The organism is Curtobacterium sp. LFS084, assembly GCF_047977705.1.
Lineage (GTDB): Bacteria > Actinomycetota > Actinomycetes > Actinomycetales > Microbacteriaceae > Curtobacterium.
Map to the genome: position 1 here is coordinate 17,756 of NZ_JBFPFM010000033.1, position 18,454 is coordinate 36,209.

The window sequence follows — 18,454 nt, forward strand, 5'->3', positions numbered from 1 at the left end:
TACCCGTAAGTTCCGCTACCGTGAACACGTGCTCGACGTCCGCCGTCTCGTCCTCCTCCGGGAGCTCTCCATCCGGGGCACGATCGCGGCCGTCGCCGAGGCGGTGAACTTCACCCCGTCGGCGGTGTCGCAGCAGCTCAGCGCGCTCGAACGCGAGGCCGGCGTCCCCCTCCTCCGCAAGGCCGGACGGCGGCTCCAGCTCACCCCGCAGGCCGAGGTCCTGGTGCAGGCCGCCGGTCACGTCCTCGACGTGCTCGAACAGGCGCAGTCGCAGGTCGAGGGCACGATGCCGACAGTGCAGGGACGCATCCGCGTCGCGGTGTTCCAGTCCGCCGCCCTCGCGCTGATGCCGAACGCGCTGCACGCCATGGCGACCGCGCACCCCGACGTCCGCATCGAGATGGTGCAGCGTGAACCGGAGACGGCGCTCCACGAGACCTGGGCGCGGGACTTCGACATGGTCATCGCCGAGCAGTACCCCGCGCACGCGGCCCCGCACCTGCCGGGGCTGCACCGCCAGGACCTCACGACCGACGCCGTCCGGCTCGCGCTGCCGCCGCTCGACACCGCGCTCGCGCCGGTGTCGTCGATCGAGGACGCCGAGGTGTTGCCGTGGGTCATGGAGCCGCGGGGCACGGCATCGCGGCACTTCGCCGAGCAGGTCTGCCGGCGGTGGGGCTTCGAGCCCGACGTGCGCTACGAGACCGCCGACCTGCAGACGCAGATCCGTCTGGTCGAGTCCGGCAACGCGGTGAGCCTCATGCCGGACCTGATGTGGACGGGTCGGACGACGACCTGCCGGTTGGTCGAGCTCCCGGAGCGGCCGCGCCGGACGATCTTCACGGTGGTCCGCACGGCCGGGTCCTCGTCGCCGGCGGTCCGCGCCCTCCGCGACGCCCTGGAGCGCGCGGCCGCCACCGTCGGCGACTGAGACGAGCGCGACCGACCCGAGCGCGACCGACCGTTCGCCCCGTCTGCGTTACCGGACCGAGACGGACCGGGTCGTCAGGATCGCCCGCGCCGCGACACCTCCAGGATGAGGGCACCTCCCGGTGTCCCGAACAGCATCCAGGGGGATCCCATGAAGCAGTCCTGCACCGCCGGTGTCCGACGCGGCGCCGCCATCGGCGCAGCCGTCGCCATCGTCACCGCCTCCTCGGCGTTCGGCATCGGCGCGACGAGCGCGATCGCCGACGAGGCTCCGACACCGGCCACGTCCGCCACCACCGTCACGACCGGCACGTCCGCCGGCACGGGAGGCGCGGCGGCGGACACGACGTCGGCGACCGCCGACGAGACGGGGACGACTCCCCCCGGGGTCACCAACGACCCCGCCGCCTCGCCCGAGCCGGTCGCCGACGACCCCGCCGCCTCACCCGAGCCGGTCCCGACGTCCGACCCGACCACGGACCCGACCGCGGCACCGACGTCGTCCGCCCCCGCGAGCGCACCCACGGCGAGCGCGCCGGCCGAGGACGCTCCGGAGCAGTCCACCGCCGCCGCCCTCGCCTTCCCCGAGGGCACGACCGCCGACGCCCCGCTCGTCCTCACCGCGACCGCGGGCGACACCGTGTCCCGGACGTTCACCGCGACGGGCGGGTCGGGCACGGTGACGTACGCGGTGCGCGGCCCGGACGGCAGCCCGGTCATCGGCCAGGGCGACTTCAACGCCGACTTCTCGTTCGACGGGACCACCGGCACGCTGTCCGGGTCGCCCCGGTACGCCCTGCGGACCTACACATTCCAGGTCATCGCCACGAGCGGTTCCGAGACCGCCGTCGAGTACGTCGAGCTCACGGTGGAGCCCGGCGCCCCGGTCGGCGTGACCTTCTCGGCCTCGACCTCCGACTCCTCGGGCCTGTGGCAGGTGGAGCCCGACGGCACCATCTGGGAGCAGGCGGTCGGCCAGGGCCGCGTGCGGATCGTGCCCTCGGTCCCCGTGGCCGACGGGCAGTCGCTCACACTCGCCGGGCTCGCGGTCGACGCCTTCGGCAACCGCGTCACGGGCAGCGACCAGGACGACGAGTACCCCCGTTCCACCGTCACGAGCACCGCCGCCGGAGACCGTGCCGTGTGGGACCCGAACGGCGCGAACGTGGTGACGTTCTCCGGGGCGGGCTCCCGTACGGTGACGGTCTCCGAGGGCGGCGTCTCCACCTCCTTCACCGTCGTCGTCACCGACGTGCCGTTCGCCTTCGTCGACCCGTCGTCCGCCGACGCCCCGATCGCGATCACACCGACCGCCGGCGAGGAGTTCACGCGGACGTTCGCGGTGACGGGAGCGACGGACCCGTCGGACGTCCGCTACGAGCTCCGCGGTGTCCAGGGCGAGCCCTTCGACGACACCTACGCACGGAACGGGCTCGACCTCGCCGTCGACCCGGCCACGGGCGTGCTGACCGGGACCGGCACGGCGGCGACGTCGTTCCGGTTCCAGGTCGTCGCCACGAGCGGTGGGGAGCAGGCCGTCGCGAACGTCGAGGTCACCGTCTCCCCCGCGGCCTTCTCGAAGCTCGTCGTCGCGGTCCTGCCGTCCGACCGGGACCCGGAGTCCGAGACGTGGTCGATCGACGGCGACACGATCACGCACATCACCCCCGACGGCGGTTCTGCGGTCGTCGACGCGGTGCCCGCACGACAGGGGCAGCGCATGCTCGTGCTCGCGGTGCCGGTGGACGCCTACGGGAACGCGGTCGCCGACCACGACGACCTGACCGTCACGAGCGACGTCGCCAGTGACCGGATCGTCGACGACCCGAGCACCGCCGGCACCTGGGTCACGTTCGAGCACGCGTCGCCGCACGTCGTGACCGTCGCGTACCAGGACCGCACGCAGGACATCCGGTTCGACGTCACCCCGACCGCCGCGACGACGGGAGCCACCACGACCACGGGCTCCGGCCGCCTCGCGTACACCGGCGCGGAGACCTCGGGTCCCCTCGCCTGGGCGCTCGGCCTGCTCGCCGCCGGCGGCGGTCTGCTGGTCCACCGGCTGCGTCGTCGTCGCGCCTGAGACCGCGTCTTCGCGTGGGACGGGAGCCGCGGTGCCAGCTGGCACCGCGCCTCCCGTCCTGACGTCCCCCACCTGAACGAAACCCCAGGTCAGGACCTGAACGAATCGGAATGCTTCCGTGATGGAACCGCAATCTGGAAGCCACCCGGAGGACGCCGTCCGGACGTACGGTCGTCGCTGACAGGAGCGGATCGCCGCCCTGCACCAGAACGACCAGGGGAACCATGAACACCACCACTTCGTCGCGCCGTCGCGCGGCGCTCGTCACCGTCGCCGCATCCGCCGCCGTCGTCGCCGCCGGCTGCGGCGCCGTCTTCGGCGTGAGCGCCGCGACCGCCTCGACGCCGTCGTCGACGCAGCACGTCGCCGCCGCCACGCCCGCTCCGCTCGCCTTCACGCAGAGCTCCTCCGCCGCCCACCCGATCGCGCTCACCGCGACCGCGGGGAAGGCCTTCTCGCACACCTTCACCACGAACGCGAAGGCGGGAACGGTCGCCTACGCCATGGACGAGGGCCCGGGGCTCACCGCCGACTCGCCGCGCGCGTCGGACCACTTCTCGGTGAACACGAACACCGGCGTCCTGTCCGGCACGGGGGTGGAGAGCGGGATCTGGGACTTCCAGGTCGTCGCGCTCCGTGACGGTGTCGAGGCCCACGCGTACGTGCAGCTCACCGTGAAGCCGGGGGCAGCGGTCGGCGTGCGGACGTACGTCTCGCAGCCGAACACCACCGCACCGATCTGGTACATCGCCCCGAACGGAGTCATCCACCAGCGACTGACCCCCACCAGCAAGGCGACGATCGTCAAGTCCGTCCCCGCGACCCGGCTCGAGCAGTTCGTCGTCTCCGGGGTCGCGGTCGACGCCGAGGGCAACGTCATCAAGGCCCCCGACGAGGGCGGTGACCCGTCCACGGTCACGAGCAACATCACGTCGGACCACGTCACCCGGACCGGCGCCGAGGACACGATCACGATCAGCGGGGCGTGGTCGCACCGTCTCACCGTGACCCAGGAGCACGCGCACACGTCGTTCACCGTCTCGGTGGCGCACGCGACGCACTGACCGTCCACCCCGACCGCAGGCAGGGAGCCGTCCGGCGCCCTGCCTGCGGTGTTCCGCACGCACCCCCAAGCCAGGTCACATTTCGGGTTCGGACGTCGCCGTCCCGCGCGCGTACCCCTACGATCCGATCAGGCCGAGGATTCTCGGCAGATTCTTACGATCCGGTAGTCGACCGGACCTGAACACCTGGGGGAACACGTGCGCCGCAGCACTTCCACCGTCCGACGCGCCTGCGCGCTCGGGACCACCGCCGCGCTCATCGCGCTGACGACGGGTCTCGGCATCGCGACCGCGACGGCAGCACACGCCGAGGGCACCGACACGTCGGTCCCGACGCAGACCGCGACGGCCGACCCGACGCCGACCGACGCACCCACGGACCCGACGCCGACCGATGCGCCGACCGACCCCACGCCGACGGACACGCCCACCGACCCGACGCCGACCGACGAGCCGGCAGCCCCGGAGACGACGGCGCCGAGCACGCCCGAGTCCACCACCGCGCCGACCGCTCCGCGGGCCGCATCGACGGACGCTCCCGTCACCCCCCTGGCCGCCGACCCCACCGTCACCGTCACCGGCGACGCGAAGGTCGGGTCTGAACTGACGGCGGACACGACCGGGTTCGACGCGGACGGCTCCTTCAAGTACGTCTGGACCGAGGCCGACGCCGGCCCGACGCCGACGACGATCGCCAAGACCCAGACCTACACGGTCGACCCGGCCGAGGCCGGCAAGCAGCTCGTCGTGACCGTGACCGGCGACCTGCCGGGCGGCGGCGAGGAGACCGTCACGTCGGCCCCCTCCGCGGTCATCACGCAGGACCCGGTGTTCGTCGACGCGAACGGCGACCCGATCACGGAGGGCACCGAGGCCGACGTCGACGTGCTGCCCCTCGAGGCCACCGCTGGCGACCCGTTCTCCTACACGTTCCGCGCGCAGGGCTACCCGGCGCCGACCTACAAGCTGGACTGGTACTACGGCGACGAGGAGGACTCCGCCGACTCGATCGTCGAGTCCAAGTCGCAGGCCGACTCCATCGCGGTCGAGTACGGCTTCGAGGAGGACGGCGACTACACCGTCGACGACCAGCTCCCCGAGGGCATCACGTTCGACCCGACCACCGGCGAGCTGAGCGGCACCGCGACCCTCGCGTCGTTCTACGACTTCGCGGTCACGGCCACGAGCGGCGACGTCTCGACCACCCAGTACGTCGAGCTGACCGTCGACCCGGGCGCCGCGTACGGCCTCGCCGCGGTCGCACTGGACAAGAGCCTGATCGACGACCAGAAGGGCGCCTTCTACATCATCCGCCCGGACGGCACGGTCGTGGGAGCCGAGCTCTCGATCGACGACGACGGCTTCGGCGAGGAGAGCGATGTCCGCGACCACGTCTCGGTGCGCCAGGGCGGCACGCTCCTCGTCTACGGGTCGCCGGTCGACCGCTTCGGCAACGACACGATCACCGGAGACGACGAGAGCGACGCCGTGCAGGCCACGGTCACCTCGAACGTCGCGAGCGACGTGATCGCTCCGTACACCGAGAACGGCGCCGCCGGGTTCGGTGTGTCGAGCGTCACCTTCCCGCACGCGTCGACGCACACGCTGACCGTCGCGAGCGAGGGCCTGCAGCCGATCTCGTTCGCCGTCGAGGTCCAGCCCGTGGTCGCCCCGGCTGCGGTCGTCACGCCCACCACCGCCAAGGGTCAGCTCGCCTACACCGGTTCCGACGCGACGGGAGCCCTGCCGTGGGCCCTCGCCCTCGTCCTCGCCGGCGCCGGCCTGATCGGTGCGCGCGCACTGCGCCGCCGTCACACCCAGCGCTGACACCGGACGCCTCCCGTCGCTCGCGTACCCGCGTGACCGACGGGAGGCCCACCTCGGCCCCGCCTCGCCCCGCACCGGCGCGGCGGGGCCGTTCCCGTCATCCGGCGCGCGTCGCTCGGTAGCGTGGGGACCATGCCCACCCTCCTGCACATCGACTCCTCGGCCGACCTCGCGCACTCCCGCTCCCGCGCCCTCACCGCGGCCTTCGCGGACGCCTGGCGCGCACGCGGTCCGGAGTACACCGTCGTCCGACGCGACCTGCACGTCGACCAACTCCCCCACCTCGAGACCTCGGCGCTGCACTGGGCGGCCGCCGACCGCACCGACGACGAGGTGGTCGCGCCCGCGGACGACGCTCGCCGACAGGAGGTCATCGACGAACTCCTCGGCGCCGACGTCGTCGTGGTCGGTGCGCCGCTGTACAACTACACGGTGCCGTCGACCCTCAAGGCCTGGATCGACCGCGTCCACGTGCCCGGCGTCCTCGCGGGCGACGTGCAGCCGCTCGCCGGTCGGCCCGTCGTGACCGTCGTCAGCCGTGGCGCCACCTACGACGCCGGCACCCCGACCGAGGGCTGGGACCACGGCTCGCCGGTCCTGCAGCTCATCCTCGGGACGGCGCTCGGCATGAAGCCGTACCCGATCACCGTGAGCGCGACCCTCGCGGACCGGCTGCCCGACCTGGCGCCGCTCGCCGACCACGCCGCCGCGGGGTTCGCCGACGCGAGGACGACACTGGAGCGACTCGCCGCGACGCTCGGCTGAGCCCGGCCGCGGTCAGGCCGCGCGGCCCGCACGACCGAAGTGCATCCGCGCCGTGGGAATCCACGGCGCGGATGCACTTGCGTTGTGCGAGGGCGGTGGGAACCACGGACCCGCGGACCGCGCCCGGCCGCGTCAGGCGGGCCGGACCTCGTCGGCGCGGCCGAGCAGTTCCGCGTGGAAGGCCGTCTGGGTCAGGGCGCTGGCGAGCAGGAACCCCGTCATCGACTCGATCCCGCCGCTGAACGGCACCCGGGACGCCACCTCGTAGAGCGTCGGCGAGGACAGGGCGTCGAGTGCCGCGGCGACGTGCTGCGACCGCTCCTCGCGGTGCCGCGCCAGGGTGCGGGCACGCGTGACGACGTCGCGGAAGCGGTACTCGTGGCCCGGGCACACCTCGAGGTCGGCGTACCCGTCGAGTCGTCCGAGCGACGCCAGGTAGTCGCCGAGCGGGTTCGCGTCGGTCCGGCCACCCAGACCGATCCCGGAGTTGATGCGCGGCAGGACGTGGTCGCCGGTGAAGAGCAGCCCGTCGGCCTCGTCCACGAAGCAGCAGTGGCCCGCGGTGTGCCCCGGGGTCCAGAGGGTCCGAATCGTCCGCCCGGCGACCGGCAGCACGTCGCCGTCCTCGAGGAGCAGGTCGGCGAACGGCTCGGCGGTCCGCCCGAGTCCGATCCGCCGGCCGCTCCCCCAGGCCTCGACCACGCCGGCGCGCAGGTGCTCCGGCAGCCCCCAGGTCGCGATGTCGGCGTCGTTCGCCGCGGCGTCCTCGCGTTCACGGCGGAGCGCGTCGACCTCGAGCCGGTGCATCGCGACCCGGGCACCGGTGGCACGGCGGATCGCGGCGGCCGCACCGAGGTGGTCCGCGTGCAGGTGCGTCACGACGACGAGCCCGACCTCGTCGAGGGACCGGCCGATCCCGCTGAGGCCGTCGCGGAGGGCGTCGAGGTCGTCGTCGGCCGTCCACCCCGGGTCGATCAGGGTCAGCGCGCCGTCGGAGCCCTCGACGACGTAGACGAGGGTCGCGTCGGGCACACCGAAGCGGAACGGCACCGCGAGCGTCCAGATGCCCGGCCGGACCGCCTCGACGGGCGGGAGGACGCCGGCCTGCAACGCGGCGGCCTGCACGGGGCTGATCGGTTCCGGTGCCGGCGCTGCCGGCGGGGGCACGGTCGTCACGTGACCACCCTAGCGACCGGGCCGGCGCGGACGGGCCGAGCCGCGCCTCCAGGCCCGTGGTCACGGGACACCGGACCGGCCCTGCCGGACGGACGCGACCACCCGAGTAGACAGGGCGCATGGAGATCGCACCGATGCTCGCCAAGGCCGTCGCCACCGTGCCCGACCCCGACAGCGTCCGTGGTGGCCTGCGCTACGAGCCGAAGTGGGACGGCTTCCGCGGCATCGTGACGATCGACGGCGACGACGTCGAGATCGGCAGCCGAGGAGCGAAGCCGCTCACCCGCTACTTCCCGGAGCTCGTCGCGGCGTTCCGGGCGCAGTTCGGCGGCCGCGCGCACCCGGTGGTGCTCGACGGCGAGGTGATCCTGCGCTCCGGGACCGCCGGGGCGGAACGGCTCGACTGGGAGGCGCTGTCGCAGCGGATCCACCCCGCGGCCTCACGCATCGCGACGCTCAGCGCCGAGACCCCCGCGCAGTTCGTCGCGTTCGACCTGCTCGCGGTCGACGGCGAGGAGCTGCTGGACCTGCCGTTCGACGAGCGTCGCTCGCGCCTGGACGCGCTCGCGACAGGCATGTCCGACCCGCTCTACGTCACGCGCACCACCCTCGACGTCGACCTCGCCCGCGACTGGCTCACCACGTTCGAGGGCGCCGGGCTCGACGGTGTCGTCGCGAAGCCCCGCGCGAAGCCCTACGAGCCGAACAAGCGCACGATGCTCAAGGTGAAGCACCACCGGACCGCGGACGTCGTGGCGATCGGCTACCGGGTCCACAAGAGCGGGACCGGCGTCGGCTCCCTGCTCGTCGGGCTGTACGGCGATGACGGCGAGCTCCACCAGGTGGGCGGCGTCTCCGCCTTCTCGGACAAGCGCCGAGCCGAGTTGGTCGACGAGCTCGACCCGGTGGTCCTCCGGGACGACGACGGGAGGCCCGTCACCGGTGCCGGGGAACGGTCGCGGTTCTCGTCGGGTCGGGACACGTCGTTCGTCCGGCTGGTGCCGTCGCTGGTCCTCGAGGTCCGGTACGACCAGATGGAGGGCGATCGGTTCCGGCACACGGTCCAGTTCGAACGGTGGCGTCCGGACCGCGAGGCCGCGTCGTGCGGCTTCGACCAGCTCGAGGTCCCGGCCGCCTACGACCTCGACGCCGTCCTCATGTCCGATTGACGCTCACACATTGATGTAGTTAGGCTAACTAGGTAACTTGATCCATGCGGACGCATCCGCATCGAGCAGACGGGAGCGGGACATGATCATCGACGGCATCAGCGACGTCCACCGCGGGACGTGGTCCCGTCTGACGCGTCTGCACACGGCGAGCGTCTCGCTCCCCACGCACACCACCCGGGTCGCCGAGCCCGAGGGTCGAGCCGAGGACTGCGCCGCCGTCTGACGCGTTCAGGCCTTCTTCGCGCGTGACGGCTGGACGCGGGACGGCTCCCCCGGCATCTTCGGGAAGTCCGGCGGGAACGGCAGCTCACCCTCGCCGTTCGCCAGGTCGCGTTCCCACCACGCCAGGAGCGGTGCGATGCTCGCGGGGTCCTCGTGCATGCCCTCCCACGGGTCGCCGGTGGTCTGCAGGCGATCCGGGACCGACCGGACCGTGAACGTCGTCGGGTCCGCGTCGTCGAGCTCGTCCCACGTGATCGGGGTCGACACCGCGGCGTGCGCCAGTGCCCGCGGGCTGTATGCGCCCGCCATCGTCCGGTCGCGGTTCGCCTGGTTGAAGTCGACGAACACCCGCTCGCCGCGCTCCTCCTTCCACCAAGCCGTCGTCACCCGGTCGGGCATCCGGCGCTCGAGTTCACGCGCCGCGGCGATCACCGCGTGCCGGACGTCGAGGAACTCGTGCTCGGGGTGGATCGGCGCGAAGACGTGCAGCCCGCGGTTCCCGCTCGTCTTGATCCACGCCGTCAGCCCGACCTCGTCGAGCACCTTCCGCAGCTCGTGGGCGACCGGGACGGTGTCGTGGAAGTCGGTGCCGGGCTGCGGGTCGAGGTCGATGCGGAGCTGGTCCGGGTGGTCAGGGTCCTCGGCACGGGAGGCCCACGGGTGGAAGACCACCGTGTTCATCTGCGCCGCCCAGACCGCGACGGCCGGCTCGTCCACCACGAGCTGCGGGTGCTGCCGACCGCTCGGGTAGGTGACCGTGACCGCGCGGACGTAGTCGGGGGCACCCTTCGGCGGGTTCTTCGAGAAGAACTGCTCGCCGTCGACGCCGCCCGGGAACCGCTGCAACGAGATCGGACGGTCCCCGTTCGCCCGGACGAACGCGGCACCGACGGCGACGAGGTACTCCGCCAGGTCGAGCTTCGTGATCCCGGCGTGGGGCCAAAGCACGCGGGAGGGGCTGCTGATCCGGACCTCCCGGTCGCCGTCCGGCCCCGGGACCGTCAGCGTCGTCGCTTCGCTCGCCATGCAGCGGACCGTACACGGGCGGGCCCGCGCCCGGCCCCAGCCGCGCCCCTGCCGTCCTGTCCCGCCCGCCTCGCCCGCCCGCCTCGCCCGCCTGCCTGCCTGCCTCGCCGAGCGGGCAGAATACGTCCCGCTCGACGCGCGGGAGCGGCATCTTTCGCCCGCTCGGCGGTCCGCACGCGGCACGTCGCGCCCGCTCGGCGTGCACGATGGACGGGTGAACGCGTACCTCGGGGTCGACCTGGCGTGGGGCCTCGGCACCGCGACCCGCGCACCGAACGAGACCGGGCTCGTCGCGATGGACGCCGGCGGCCGGGTGACCGACGCGGGCTGGGCCCGGGGCGTCGACGCCGTCACCGACTGGATCGCCGCACACCTCGGCGAGCGCTCCCTCATCGCCGTGGACGCCTCGCTCGTCGTGACGAACCCGACGGGCATCCGCGAGGCCGAACGGCAGGTCGGCCAGCGCTACGGCCGGTGGAAGGTCGCCGCGAACCCGACGAACCTCGCATCCGCGGCGAGCGCCGGGGCCCGACTGCTCGAGCGGCTGACGGCCCTGGGCGTCGGGTACGTGTCGTCGACGGCGGCGATGCGGGAGCGGACGGGGCCGGCGATGTTCGAGTGCTACCCGTACACGACGCTCGTCGGCGTCGAGGAGCTCGGCTACGACGTCGAGCGGCCGCGCTACAAGCGGCTCGACCTCACGGTCCCGCCGGCGACGGCCCGGGCTCGCCGGGCGGCGGCGTTCGACGAGCTCGTGCGTCGACTGCGCGAGACGCCGCTGGACCCACCGCTCCGGCTCGAAACGCATCCACTGACCCGGGCGCTGGCGGAGCCCTCGGGGATCCACGGGCCGACGCACAAGCACCGGGAGGACCTGCTCGACGGCGCGCTGTGCGCCTGGACGGCCGCGTTCTGGGAGCAGCACGGCGACGAGCGGGTGCAGATCCTGGGAGGCGATCCGCGCCTCCCGTCCGACGCCCTGGACGAGGCGGGCCGACGGCCCGTCGTGGTGGCGCCCGCGCGCCCGTCGCAGCGGCCGACGCGCGGCTAGGCTTGCGCGGTGAGCACCACCACCGAACCCCTGCGCATCGGGCTGGTGTCGCTGCACACCTCCCCCGGCGACGAACCCGGCTCCGGCGAGGTCGGCGGCATGAACGTCGTCGTCCGCCACCAGGCCGAGGCGCTGGCCGACCGCGGCCACCACGTCGACATCATCACGCGGCGCTCGTCGCCGACGCAGCCGGACTCGGTCTCGCTCGTGCCGGGCGTCTGCCTGCGGTTCCTGTCGGCGGGGCCCGCCGAACCGGTGCCGAAGGGCGAGCACGACGCGTTCATCGAGCCGTTCCGCCACGAGCTCGAGCACCTCGGCCCGTACGACGTCCTCCACTCCCACCACTGGTTCTCCGGGGTGGCGGCGCTGCCCGTGGCCCGGGAGCGCGGCATCCCGCACGTGCAGTCCTTCCACTCGATCGCGGCCGACAGCGACACACCGCTGTCCGAGGGCGAGCGGCCGGAGTCCGCGGGCCGGATGGCCGGCGAGCGCATGCTCTCGCAGGACTCGGACGCGGTCGTCGTCGTGTCCTCGGCCGAGGCCGACACGGTCCGGACGCGCCTCGGCGGCGCGCCGGGTCACATCTGGATCGTGCCACCGGGGGTGGACGGATCGGTGTTCCGACCGTCGGCCGCCGGCGCCCGTCGCGCGGACGTCCCCTACGTGGTCGCCGCGGCACGGGTGCAGCCGTTGAAGGGGCTGGACCTGGCGATCGAGGCGATCGCCGCCATCAGCCAGGAGGCGCGACCCACCCTCGTCATCGCCGGGGACGCCTCGAGCGAAGCGGGCGACTACGTGGACGAACTGCGTCGGCTCGCGGCCCGACTCGGCATCGCCGACCGCGTCACGTTCGTCGGTCCGCAGTCGCGGGCCGACCTGGCGATCCTGTTCCGCGGCGCGGCAGCCGTGCTGGTGCCGTCGCACTCCGAGACGTACGGTCTCGTCGCGCTCGAGGGCTCGGCGTCCGGGGTGCCGGTCGTGGCCGCCGCCGCCGGTGGACTCCGTGAGGCCGTGGTGGACGGCGAGACAGGGGTGGTGCTCGAGTCCCGCGATCCGGCTGTCTGGGCTGCGGAGACCGAGCGCATCCTGACCGACGCGTCGTACTCGGCCTCGCTCGCCGCCGCAGGCCGGGAACACGCCGAGCGGCTGAGCTGGGAGCGGTCCGCCGCCGGGCTCGAGGACGTGTACCGCCGGGTGCTGGGACGCTCGTGACCACCGACGACCGGTTCGACGCGTTCTGGGCGGCGCTCGACGCGGTGCCGGTCGCGGACGACGCCGAGGCGCTGTACGACGTCGGGACCGCTCCCGGACGGTTGCGGCGCGCGAACCTCGAGCGGTACCTCACGACCGTCGGGGCCGAGGCGGACACGGTGCTCGTCGCCGAGGCCCCGGGGTGGCGCGGCATGACGAACACCGGTGTGCCGTTCACGAGCATGCGGGAGCTCGGCGCCGGGTACCTCGTGCCGCCCGAGCCGACCGCCCCGTGGGAGGCGTCGTCGCGCGTGGTGCAGGCCGCGCTGGCGTCGTGGCACGGGGCGCTGCCGATGACGTGGGCGATCTTCCCGCACCACCCGTTCGCCGCGCCCGACCGGCTGACGAACCGGACGCCGCGGCCCGCCGAGGTCCGCGACGGCGCCCCGGTCGCGCTCGCGCTGCTCGGTGCGCTGCGGGCGGGGCCGGCCGGGGTCGACGTCCGGGTCGTCGCCGTCGGGCGGAAGGCGCAGGGAGCGTTGGCGTTGGCGGGGATCGACGCCGTGGCGGTGCGGCACCCGGCGCAGGGCGGGGCCGCGCAGTTCACCGAGCAGGTGCTGGCGCTCCGCCGCTGACCGGGCGGTGCGGGACGCACTTCACCGCTCACCGCCGGAGCGGCAGCGGCAGGGGCCCCGCTCAGGCGGAGCGGACCTCGACGCCCTTCGCGGCGAGCCGCTCGACGACGTGCGCCGGCAGCGGCGCCGCGGCGTACACGGTGCCGAGCGCGGGCAGGTCGAGCAGGTCGTCCCAGTTCTGCGGGTCGTAGCGGTCGTCGGAGCCGTCCCACCCCGGGTGCACGTCCTGCAGGACCTCGAGGTCGGAGTCGACCGTCAGCTCCGTGACGAGCGACAGCTGCGACGGCAGGAGTTCGAGGTCGTCGTAGTACTCGCGGGCACGGTCGTCCTGCCCCTCGACGTCGAGGTCCTCGTCGGTCTCGTCGTCATCGCCGTCGTAGGGGTCGAGGGCGTCCAGGTCGTAGCAGAGCACGTCGAGCACGAGCAGCTTCGCGTTGAAGTCCGCGAACTCCACGGGCTCCTCGGTCGTGTTCGACTCGCTGTACATGGCCCGGAGCGTAGCCGTCGGTGCCCGGACACGCCCGGCGTCTCGTGTCGGGGGTGACACATCCGTGTTGCGATCCGCGCCGATTCGCCTGTGAGACTGGACAGGATGGCGTGGAACGGGACAGGCTGACGCATGGCCACAACCAACACAGAGCGCCCGCAGCAGGAGCAGACCGAGCTCCGGCGGGTCATCGGTCCCAAACTCCTGCTGTTGTTCATCGTCGGGGACATCCTCGGCACGGGCGTCTACGCGCTGACGGGTCAGGTCGCAGCCGAGGTCGGCGGGGCTGCGTGGCTCCCGTTCCTCATCGCGTTCGCCGTGGCCCTGCTGACGGCGTTCTCGTACCTCGAGCTCGTCACGAAGTACCCGCAGACCGCCGGGGCGGCACTGTACGTCCACAAGGCGTTCGGCATCCACTTCGTCACCTTCATCGTGACGTTCATCGTGATGTGCTCCGGCATCACGTCGGCGTCGACGGCGTCGCGGGCCTTCGCGGCGAACCTCGGTGCCGGGTTCGGGCTGGAGCTGCCGAACGGCGTCGTGATGCTCATCGCGATGGGCTTCATGCTCGCCGTGATGGCCATCAACTTCCGGGGTGTGAGCGAGAGCGTCAAGACGAACGTCGTCCTCACCCTGGTCGAGCTGTCCGGTCTCGTGATGGTGATCCTCATCGGCTTCTGGGCCATCGCCGGCGGCAACGCGGACTTCTCGCGGGTGGTGATGTTCGAGACGCCGGAGGACAAGACGCTCCTGCTCTCCGTGTCGACCGCCACCTCGCTGGCGTTCTTCGCCATGGTCGGCTTCGAGGACTCGGTGAACATGGCCGAGGAGACGAAGGACCCCTCTCGGATCTTCCCGAAGGTCATGCTCACCGGCCTCGGCATCACCGCCGTGATCTACGTGCTCGTGTCGATCTGCGCCGTGGCGGTCGTGCCGATCGGCGAGCTCGCCGGCAACGAGACGCCGCTGGTCACCGTCGTGCAGACCGCGGCGCCGGACTTCCCGATCGCCGACCTGCTGCCGTTCATCTCGATGTTCGCCGTGGCCAACACCGCCCTGATCAACATGATGATGGCGTCGCGACTGCTGTACGGCATGAGCAAGCAGGGCGTCCTGCCCGGCTTCCTCGCCCGGGTCTCCCCGACGCGCCGCACGCCGTCCACCGCGATCGTCTTCACGACCCTCATCTCGCTGCTGCTGATCGGGTGGGTGTCGCTCGATCCCGACTCCCCCATCGTCGTGGTGCTCGGCGGTACGACCTCGCTCCTGCTGCTGTCGGTGTTCGCCGTGGTGAACCTGTCGGTGCTCGTGCTCCGCCGCGACAAGGTCGACCACAAGCACTTCCGCGCCGGGGTCGTCGTGCCGATCATCGGTGTCGTCACGTGCCTGTGGCTCGTCCTGCCCTTCTCGTCCGGGCGTGATCCGCAGCAGTACGAGATCGCGGGCGCCCTGCTCGCGCTCGGGATCCTGCTCTGGATCGTGACGTGGTTCACCCACGGTCGGAAGCGTGCCGAGAAGGCGCCCACCGGGCTGGTCACCGAACCGACGAAGGTCCAGCACCCGGACGAGTCGGCGCCGCGCACCGACCGGGACCACCGAGACGCCTGAGCCGCCGACCGACCGGTCCCGCGACACCCCCGATCGGGCGGGTGCGGTTCCCAGGCGGCGCACGTAGCCTCTTCGTGCTCCGCCTGACCCGCCCCGCCCGAGAGGACCCGCCATGCGCCGCGTCGGCATCACGCTCGCGTCGGTGTTCGGCGCGGGCGTCGTCGCGATCGGCATCGGCGTCGTGGTCGTCATCGTGATCGCGGTGAACTCGCTCTCCGGCGCCGCCCGGTCGGTCACCGCGGACCCCACGCCCACCTGCCCCGACGTCGCGTCGAGGACCGTCGGCGGCATCGTCGTCCCCGCCGGACCCGTCGCCGGGTTCTGCCAGGACCGCCTGGTCAACGCCGCGTACGTCATCAGCGCCGCCCAGGCCATGGGCATCGGGCCGCACACGCAGGCGGTCGGCGTGATGACCGCGATCGGGGAATCGAGCCTGGTGAACCTCGACCACGGGGACGCCGCCGGACCCGACAGCCGCGGGCTCTTCCAGCAGCGCGACAACGGCGCCTGGGGCACGTACGAGCAGCGGATGGACCCGTACACCGCGGCGACGATGTTCTACACGAAGCTCGTGAAGACCCCGGGGTGGAAGACGATGACGCCGACCCAGATGGCGCACGCCGTCCAGATCAACTCGGACCCCGACCACTACGCGAAGTTCTGGCCCGAGGCGAAGGCCGTCGTCGAGGGCCTCACCGGGCAGACCGTGCCCGACACTGCGCCGCAGGGCTGACCGCCCCGTCACGACGCGAGCGGGAGCGGATCGTCGTCGATCGGCGCCGGGGGTACGGCACGATCGACCGGCTCGACGTCGTCGAGGGACACGATCGCGATGCCCCCGGTGTGGACCGCCACCTGCGCGCGGAGCCGGACGTGGTGCTCCTCGAACGCGCACGCACACGCGTCGACCCACTCCCAGTCGACCGGGAAGAGTCGGGATTCGCCGGGTCGCTCCCACACGAGCACGACCTCGGCCGCGGCGACCTGGACGAGGACGTCCCGGACGAGCGCGGCGAAGTCCTCGACGTGTTCGTCCGGTTCCCACGGCAGGTCCGAGATCGGCATCACGAACGACACCGGGACGGCGTGTTCGTCGAGGAAGAGGACCCAGCACTGGCGGGTGATCGGGCGTTCGACGAGGGCGGTCACGAGGTCCACCACGTCGTCGTCGGTGCGGACGGTCGTGCGGATGAGGCGGTCGAGCATGTCGGTGTCTGGCATGCCCTCAGCGTCGCCGGATCGCCCCCGTCGCTGGGCGACCGGTCGCGATCTGTGGACGGCCGCGGTTCAGCGGCCGCCTGTGGAGGAACGTCCTCAGATGCCGTGGGAGATCGCGCTGTCCACGAGCAGCATCGCGCCGAAGAACACCGCCACCACCGCCGCGATGCCGACCAGGGCGAACGGCCACGACAGCCGACGCCGCACGAGCCGCAGCACGCAGACCACCAGCGCCGCGACGAGCACGAGGGCGACGAGCACCGGCCCGGCGTAGACCACCGCACCGCCGAGCGTCTCGTCGCAGGAGTTGCCCGGAGCGCCGCACGAACTGAACGCGAGCGACAGGAACACGATGCCGCCACCGGCGACCACCGACTCCGCGGCCAGCACCACCAGCAGGACGACCGTCGCGACCACGTCCGCGACGCGACGGCCGCCTGCCAGGGGGTGTCGCGCCTCCCGTCCGAACGCCGCCGGGCCGGAGCCGAGCGGATCCGCGACCACGGGGGCCTGCATGCCTACCGCTGCCCGCGCGTGGACCAGAGCGCCCAGGCGATGAGGAGCGGCTGCCCGAACAGGCGGCCGATGCGCTTGACGTCGGTGTCGAGGCCGAAGGCGTCGCGGCGGTTCAGCCACTGCGAGATGTTCCCGGGGAAGATCGCCGTGAAGAACAGGGCCGCCACGTTCCCGACGAGGCGACGCGAGCGACGGGGTGCGAGCACCAGCGCGCTGCCGAGGCTGATCTCCGCGATCCCGGATGCCAGCACCGTGGTGTCCTCGTCGAGCGGGACGAACTCGGGCACCTGGGCACGGAAGTCCTGGCGGGCGAAGGTGAGGTGGCTCGTCCCGGCGAAGACGAGCGCGAGGCCGAGCAGGACGCGGAGGAAGGATCGCATGGGTCCATCGTGCCCCTCCCGGCGACCCGAGGTGCGCACCCGCGCGTCGGACAGCCCCCGCGCGTCCCGCTAGGTTCGGACGCATGGGAACAGCCTCCCGCGACCACGAGCCGCCCGCGGCTCCCGCCGTCCTGGCCGCGCTGCTCGGTCCGGTGGCGCTCTACATGGGGTTCATCGTCCCGGCCGCCTCGATGGGGCGGCACGCCGTGCTCGGCGCAGTGTTCGGTGTCGTGACCATCGCGAGCGGTTGGCGTGCCCTGTCGATCGCGCGACGGACCCAGCGCGGGGTGCGGGTGTGGTCGTGGATCGGGATCGTCCTCGGCGTGCTCGGGCTCGTGATGCTCGTGTGGCAGCTGCTGGTCGTCGTCACCGGCGGCGCGTTCCCGTCACCGTTCTGGACGCCGTACGCCAACCGCTGAGCAGCGACCGCCGCGCCCGGACCGCCGCAGCGACCGCTGCGTCCGGACCGCCGCAGCCCGACCGCCGCGCGTGCCAGCCGCCGACCTCTCACCACCCGAGCGTGCCCGGCGCCCCCTTGAACGGCCCGACCACCCGCGAGGTGATCCAGCCCCCGTAGAAGTCCCCCTCCTGCGCCTGGACGACCTCGCCGCCGACCTCGCACGAGTCCATCGCCGACGGGTAGATCGCCACCCGGTCGCGCAGCTGCTCGTAGCCCGGCTCCGGCGTCGGGTAGTTCCAGGCGGCCCGCGGCGCGACGACGTCCCCGCCGATCACGTCGAAGTACCGTGCGCGGCCCTTGAACTCGCACATGCTCGACCCCTCGGCCGGCCGCAGCTCGAGGTCGGCCATCGGCACGTAGTACACCGGCGGGTGCGAGGTCTCGAGCACCCGTACCGCGTCCGTCGTGTCGACGACGACCTCGCCGCCGAGCCGCACCACCACACGGTCGTGCACCGCTTCGACGGCTGGGGGCCGCGGGTAGTCCCACACGGACTCCTGGCCGGGGGCGGGCTCGGTACGGTTCGGTCGACGCATGGTTCCCGTCTACGCCGGTTCCCTGCCCGCAGGCCCGGAGGCGCGGCCCACCCCCGCCCCGCCGGCTCGCCCCCGGCGCGCGGTCACGCTGGCGCGGGGCGCGGGCG

Annotated in this window: 20 protein-coding genes; 13 read left to right on the forward strand and 7 right to left on the reverse strand. The window is 72.8% G+C overall.

Annotated elements, in window-relative coordinates:
* The first annotated feature begins 28 nt into the window (after positions 1-28).
* From ACNQOV_RS14610 to ACNQOV_RS14630, 5 genes are all read left to right on the forward strand, one after another.
* The gene (locus ACNQOV_RS14610) at positions 29-931 is read left to right on the forward strand and encodes a LysR family transcriptional regulator (protein ID WP_022908118.1); all 903 of its coding nucleotides are present in this window, start codon (positions 29-31) and stop codon (positions 929-931) included.
* 150 nt (positions 932-1,081) lie between these two features.
* Positions 1,082-3,013 carry a hypothetical protein gene (locus ACNQOV_RS14615; protein ID WP_416395385.1) on the forward strand — a complete coding sequence of 644 codons (1,932 nt, stop codon included), beginning with the start codon at positions 1,082-1,084 and terminating at the stop codon, positions 3,011-3,013.
* Between the two features lie 224 nt (positions 3,014-3,237).
* On the forward strand, positions 3,238-4,077 hold the full coding sequence (locus ACNQOV_RS14620; protein WP_416395387.1) for a hypothetical protein: 840 nt from the start codon (positions 3,238-3,240) through the stop codon (positions 4,075-4,077).
* A 198-nt stretch (positions 4,078-4,275) separates the two neighbouring features.
* Positions 4,276-5,904: a putative Ig domain-containing protein gene (locus ACNQOV_RS14625; RefSeq protein ID WP_416395389.1), complete on the forward strand. Its 1,629-nt coding sequence runs from the start codon at positions 4,276-4,278 to the stop codon at positions 5,902-5,904.
* A 132-nt stretch (positions 5,905-6,036) separates the two neighbouring features.
* Positions 6,037-6,669, forward strand: coding sequence for an FMN-dependent NADH-azoreductase (locus ACNQOV_RS14630; RefSeq protein WP_416395391.1), 633 nt, complete (start codon positions 6,037-6,039; stop codon positions 6,667-6,669).
* A 132-nt stretch (positions 6,670-6,801) separates the two neighbouring features.
* Here ACNQOV_RS14630 and ACNQOV_RS14635 read toward each other — a convergent pair whose 3' ends face one another.
* Positions 6,802-7,845 carry an MBL fold metallo-hydrolase gene (locus ACNQOV_RS14635; RefSeq protein WP_416395393.1) on the reverse strand — a complete coding sequence of 348 codons (1,044 nt, stop codon included), beginning with the start codon at positions 7,843-7,845 and terminating at the stop codon, positions 6,802-6,804.
* 119 nt (positions 7,846-7,964) lie between these two features.
* Here ACNQOV_RS14635 and ACNQOV_RS14640 point away from each other — a divergent pair, with 119 nt between their 5' ends.
* Entirely contained in the window at positions 7,965-9,014 is a 1,050-nt protein-coding gene (locus ACNQOV_RS14640; protein WP_416395395.1) for an ATP-dependent DNA ligase, read from the forward strand.
* An 82-nt stretch (positions 9,015-9,096) separates the two neighbouring features.
* On the forward strand, positions 9,097-9,240 hold the full coding sequence (locus ACNQOV_RS14645) for a hypothetical protein (RefSeq protein ID WP_416395397.1): 144 nt from the start codon (positions 9,097-9,099) through the stop codon (positions 9,238-9,240).
* Positions 9,241-9,245: 5 nt separating this feature from the next.
* Here the strand turns inward: ACNQOV_RS14645 and ligD are convergent, their stop codons facing one another.
* On the reverse strand, positions 9,246-10,265 hold the full coding sequence (gene ligD / locus ACNQOV_RS14650; RefSeq protein ID WP_416395399.1) for a non-homologous end-joining DNA ligase: 1,020 nt from the start codon (positions 10,263-10,265) through the stop codon (positions 9,246-9,248).
* Between the two features lie 214 nt (positions 10,266-10,479).
* Here ligD and ACNQOV_RS14655 point away from each other — a divergent pair, with 214 nt between their 5' ends.
* Genes ACNQOV_RS14655 through ACNQOV_RS14665 form a run of 3 tightly spaced genes read left to right on the forward strand, consistent with a single transcriptional unit; the run spans position 10,480 to position 13,142 of the window.
* Positions 10,480-11,316 carry a DUF429 domain-containing protein gene (locus tag ACNQOV_RS14655; RefSeq protein WP_416395401.1) on the forward strand — a complete coding sequence of 279 codons (837 nt, stop codon included), beginning with the start codon at positions 10,480-10,482 and terminating at the stop codon, positions 11,314-11,316.
* A gap of 9 nt (positions 11,317-11,325) precedes the next feature.
* Positions 11,326-12,528, forward strand: a complete 1,203-nt coding sequence (locus ACNQOV_RS14660) for a glycosyltransferase (RefSeq protein WP_416395403.1) — start codon at positions 11,326-11,328, stop codon at positions 12,526-12,528.
* Complete coding sequence (locus tag ACNQOV_RS14665) at positions 12,525-13,142, forward strand: uracil-DNA glycosylase (protein ID WP_416395405.1); 618 nt, start codon at positions 12,525-12,527, stop codon at positions 13,140-13,142. Before ACNQOV_RS14660 ends, ACNQOV_RS14665 begins: the two co-directional genes overlap by 4 nt.
* Positions 13,143-13,203: 61 nt before the next feature.
* Here ACNQOV_RS14665 and ACNQOV_RS14670 read toward each other — a convergent pair whose 3' ends face one another.
* A complete protein-coding gene (locus tag ACNQOV_RS14670) occupies positions 13,204-13,629 on the reverse strand; it encodes a DUF6892 domain-containing protein (protein WP_416395407.1) in 426 nt (141 codons plus the stop codon).
* A gap of 132 nt (positions 13,630-13,761) precedes the next feature.
* Between ACNQOV_RS14670 and ACNQOV_RS14675 the strand changes: the two genes are divergently transcribed.
* Both ACNQOV_RS14675 and ACNQOV_RS14680 read left to right on the forward strand, forming a co-directional pair.
* Positions 13,762-15,237: an APC family permease gene (locus ACNQOV_RS14675; RefSeq protein WP_402261922.1), complete on the forward strand. Its 1,476-nt coding sequence runs from the start codon at positions 13,762-13,764 to the stop codon at positions 15,235-15,237.
* Between the two features lie 112 nt (positions 15,238-15,349).
* Entirely contained in the window at positions 15,350-15,970 is a 621-nt protein-coding gene (locus ACNQOV_RS14680; protein WP_416395410.1) for a hypothetical protein, read from the forward strand.
* A gap of 8 nt (positions 15,971-15,978) precedes the next feature.
* On the opposite strand, the gene ACNQOV_RS14685 is transcribed toward ACNQOV_RS14680, so the two are convergent.
* The 3 genes from ACNQOV_RS14685 to ACNQOV_RS14695 form a co-directional block, all read right to left on the reverse strand.
* Positions 15,979-16,458, reverse strand: coding sequence for a hypothetical protein (locus tag ACNQOV_RS14685; RefSeq protein WP_416395412.1), 480 nt, complete (start codon positions 16,456-16,458; stop codon positions 15,979-15,981).
* Between the two features lie 93 nt (positions 16,459-16,551).
* Positions 16,552-16,971, reverse strand: a complete 420-nt coding sequence (locus ACNQOV_RS14690) for a DUF6264 family protein (RefSeq protein WP_022905861.1) — start codon at positions 16,969-16,971, stop codon at positions 16,552-16,554.
* A gap of 2 nt (positions 16,972-16,973) precedes the next feature.
* Complete coding sequence (locus ACNQOV_RS14695; RefSeq protein ID WP_402261915.1) at positions 16,974-17,351, reverse strand: hypothetical protein; 378 nt, start codon at positions 17,349-17,351, stop codon at positions 16,974-16,976.
* A gap of 83 nt (positions 17,352-17,434) precedes the next feature.
* Between ACNQOV_RS14695 and ACNQOV_RS14700 the strand changes: the two genes are divergently transcribed.
* A complete protein-coding gene (locus tag ACNQOV_RS14700) occupies positions 17,435-17,770 on the forward strand; it encodes a hypothetical protein (protein WP_022905859.1) in 336 nt (111 codons plus the stop codon).
* A gap of 88 nt (positions 17,771-17,858) precedes the next feature.
* On the opposite strand, the gene ACNQOV_RS14705 is transcribed toward ACNQOV_RS14700, so the two are convergent.
* Positions 17,859-18,347 (reverse strand): DUF427 domain-containing protein, encoded by a 489-nt coding sequence (locus tag ACNQOV_RS14705; RefSeq protein ID WP_402261910.1) that lies wholly within the window; start codon positions 18,345-18,347, stop codon positions 17,859-17,861.
* Positions 18,348-18,454 lie beyond the last annotated feature (107 nt).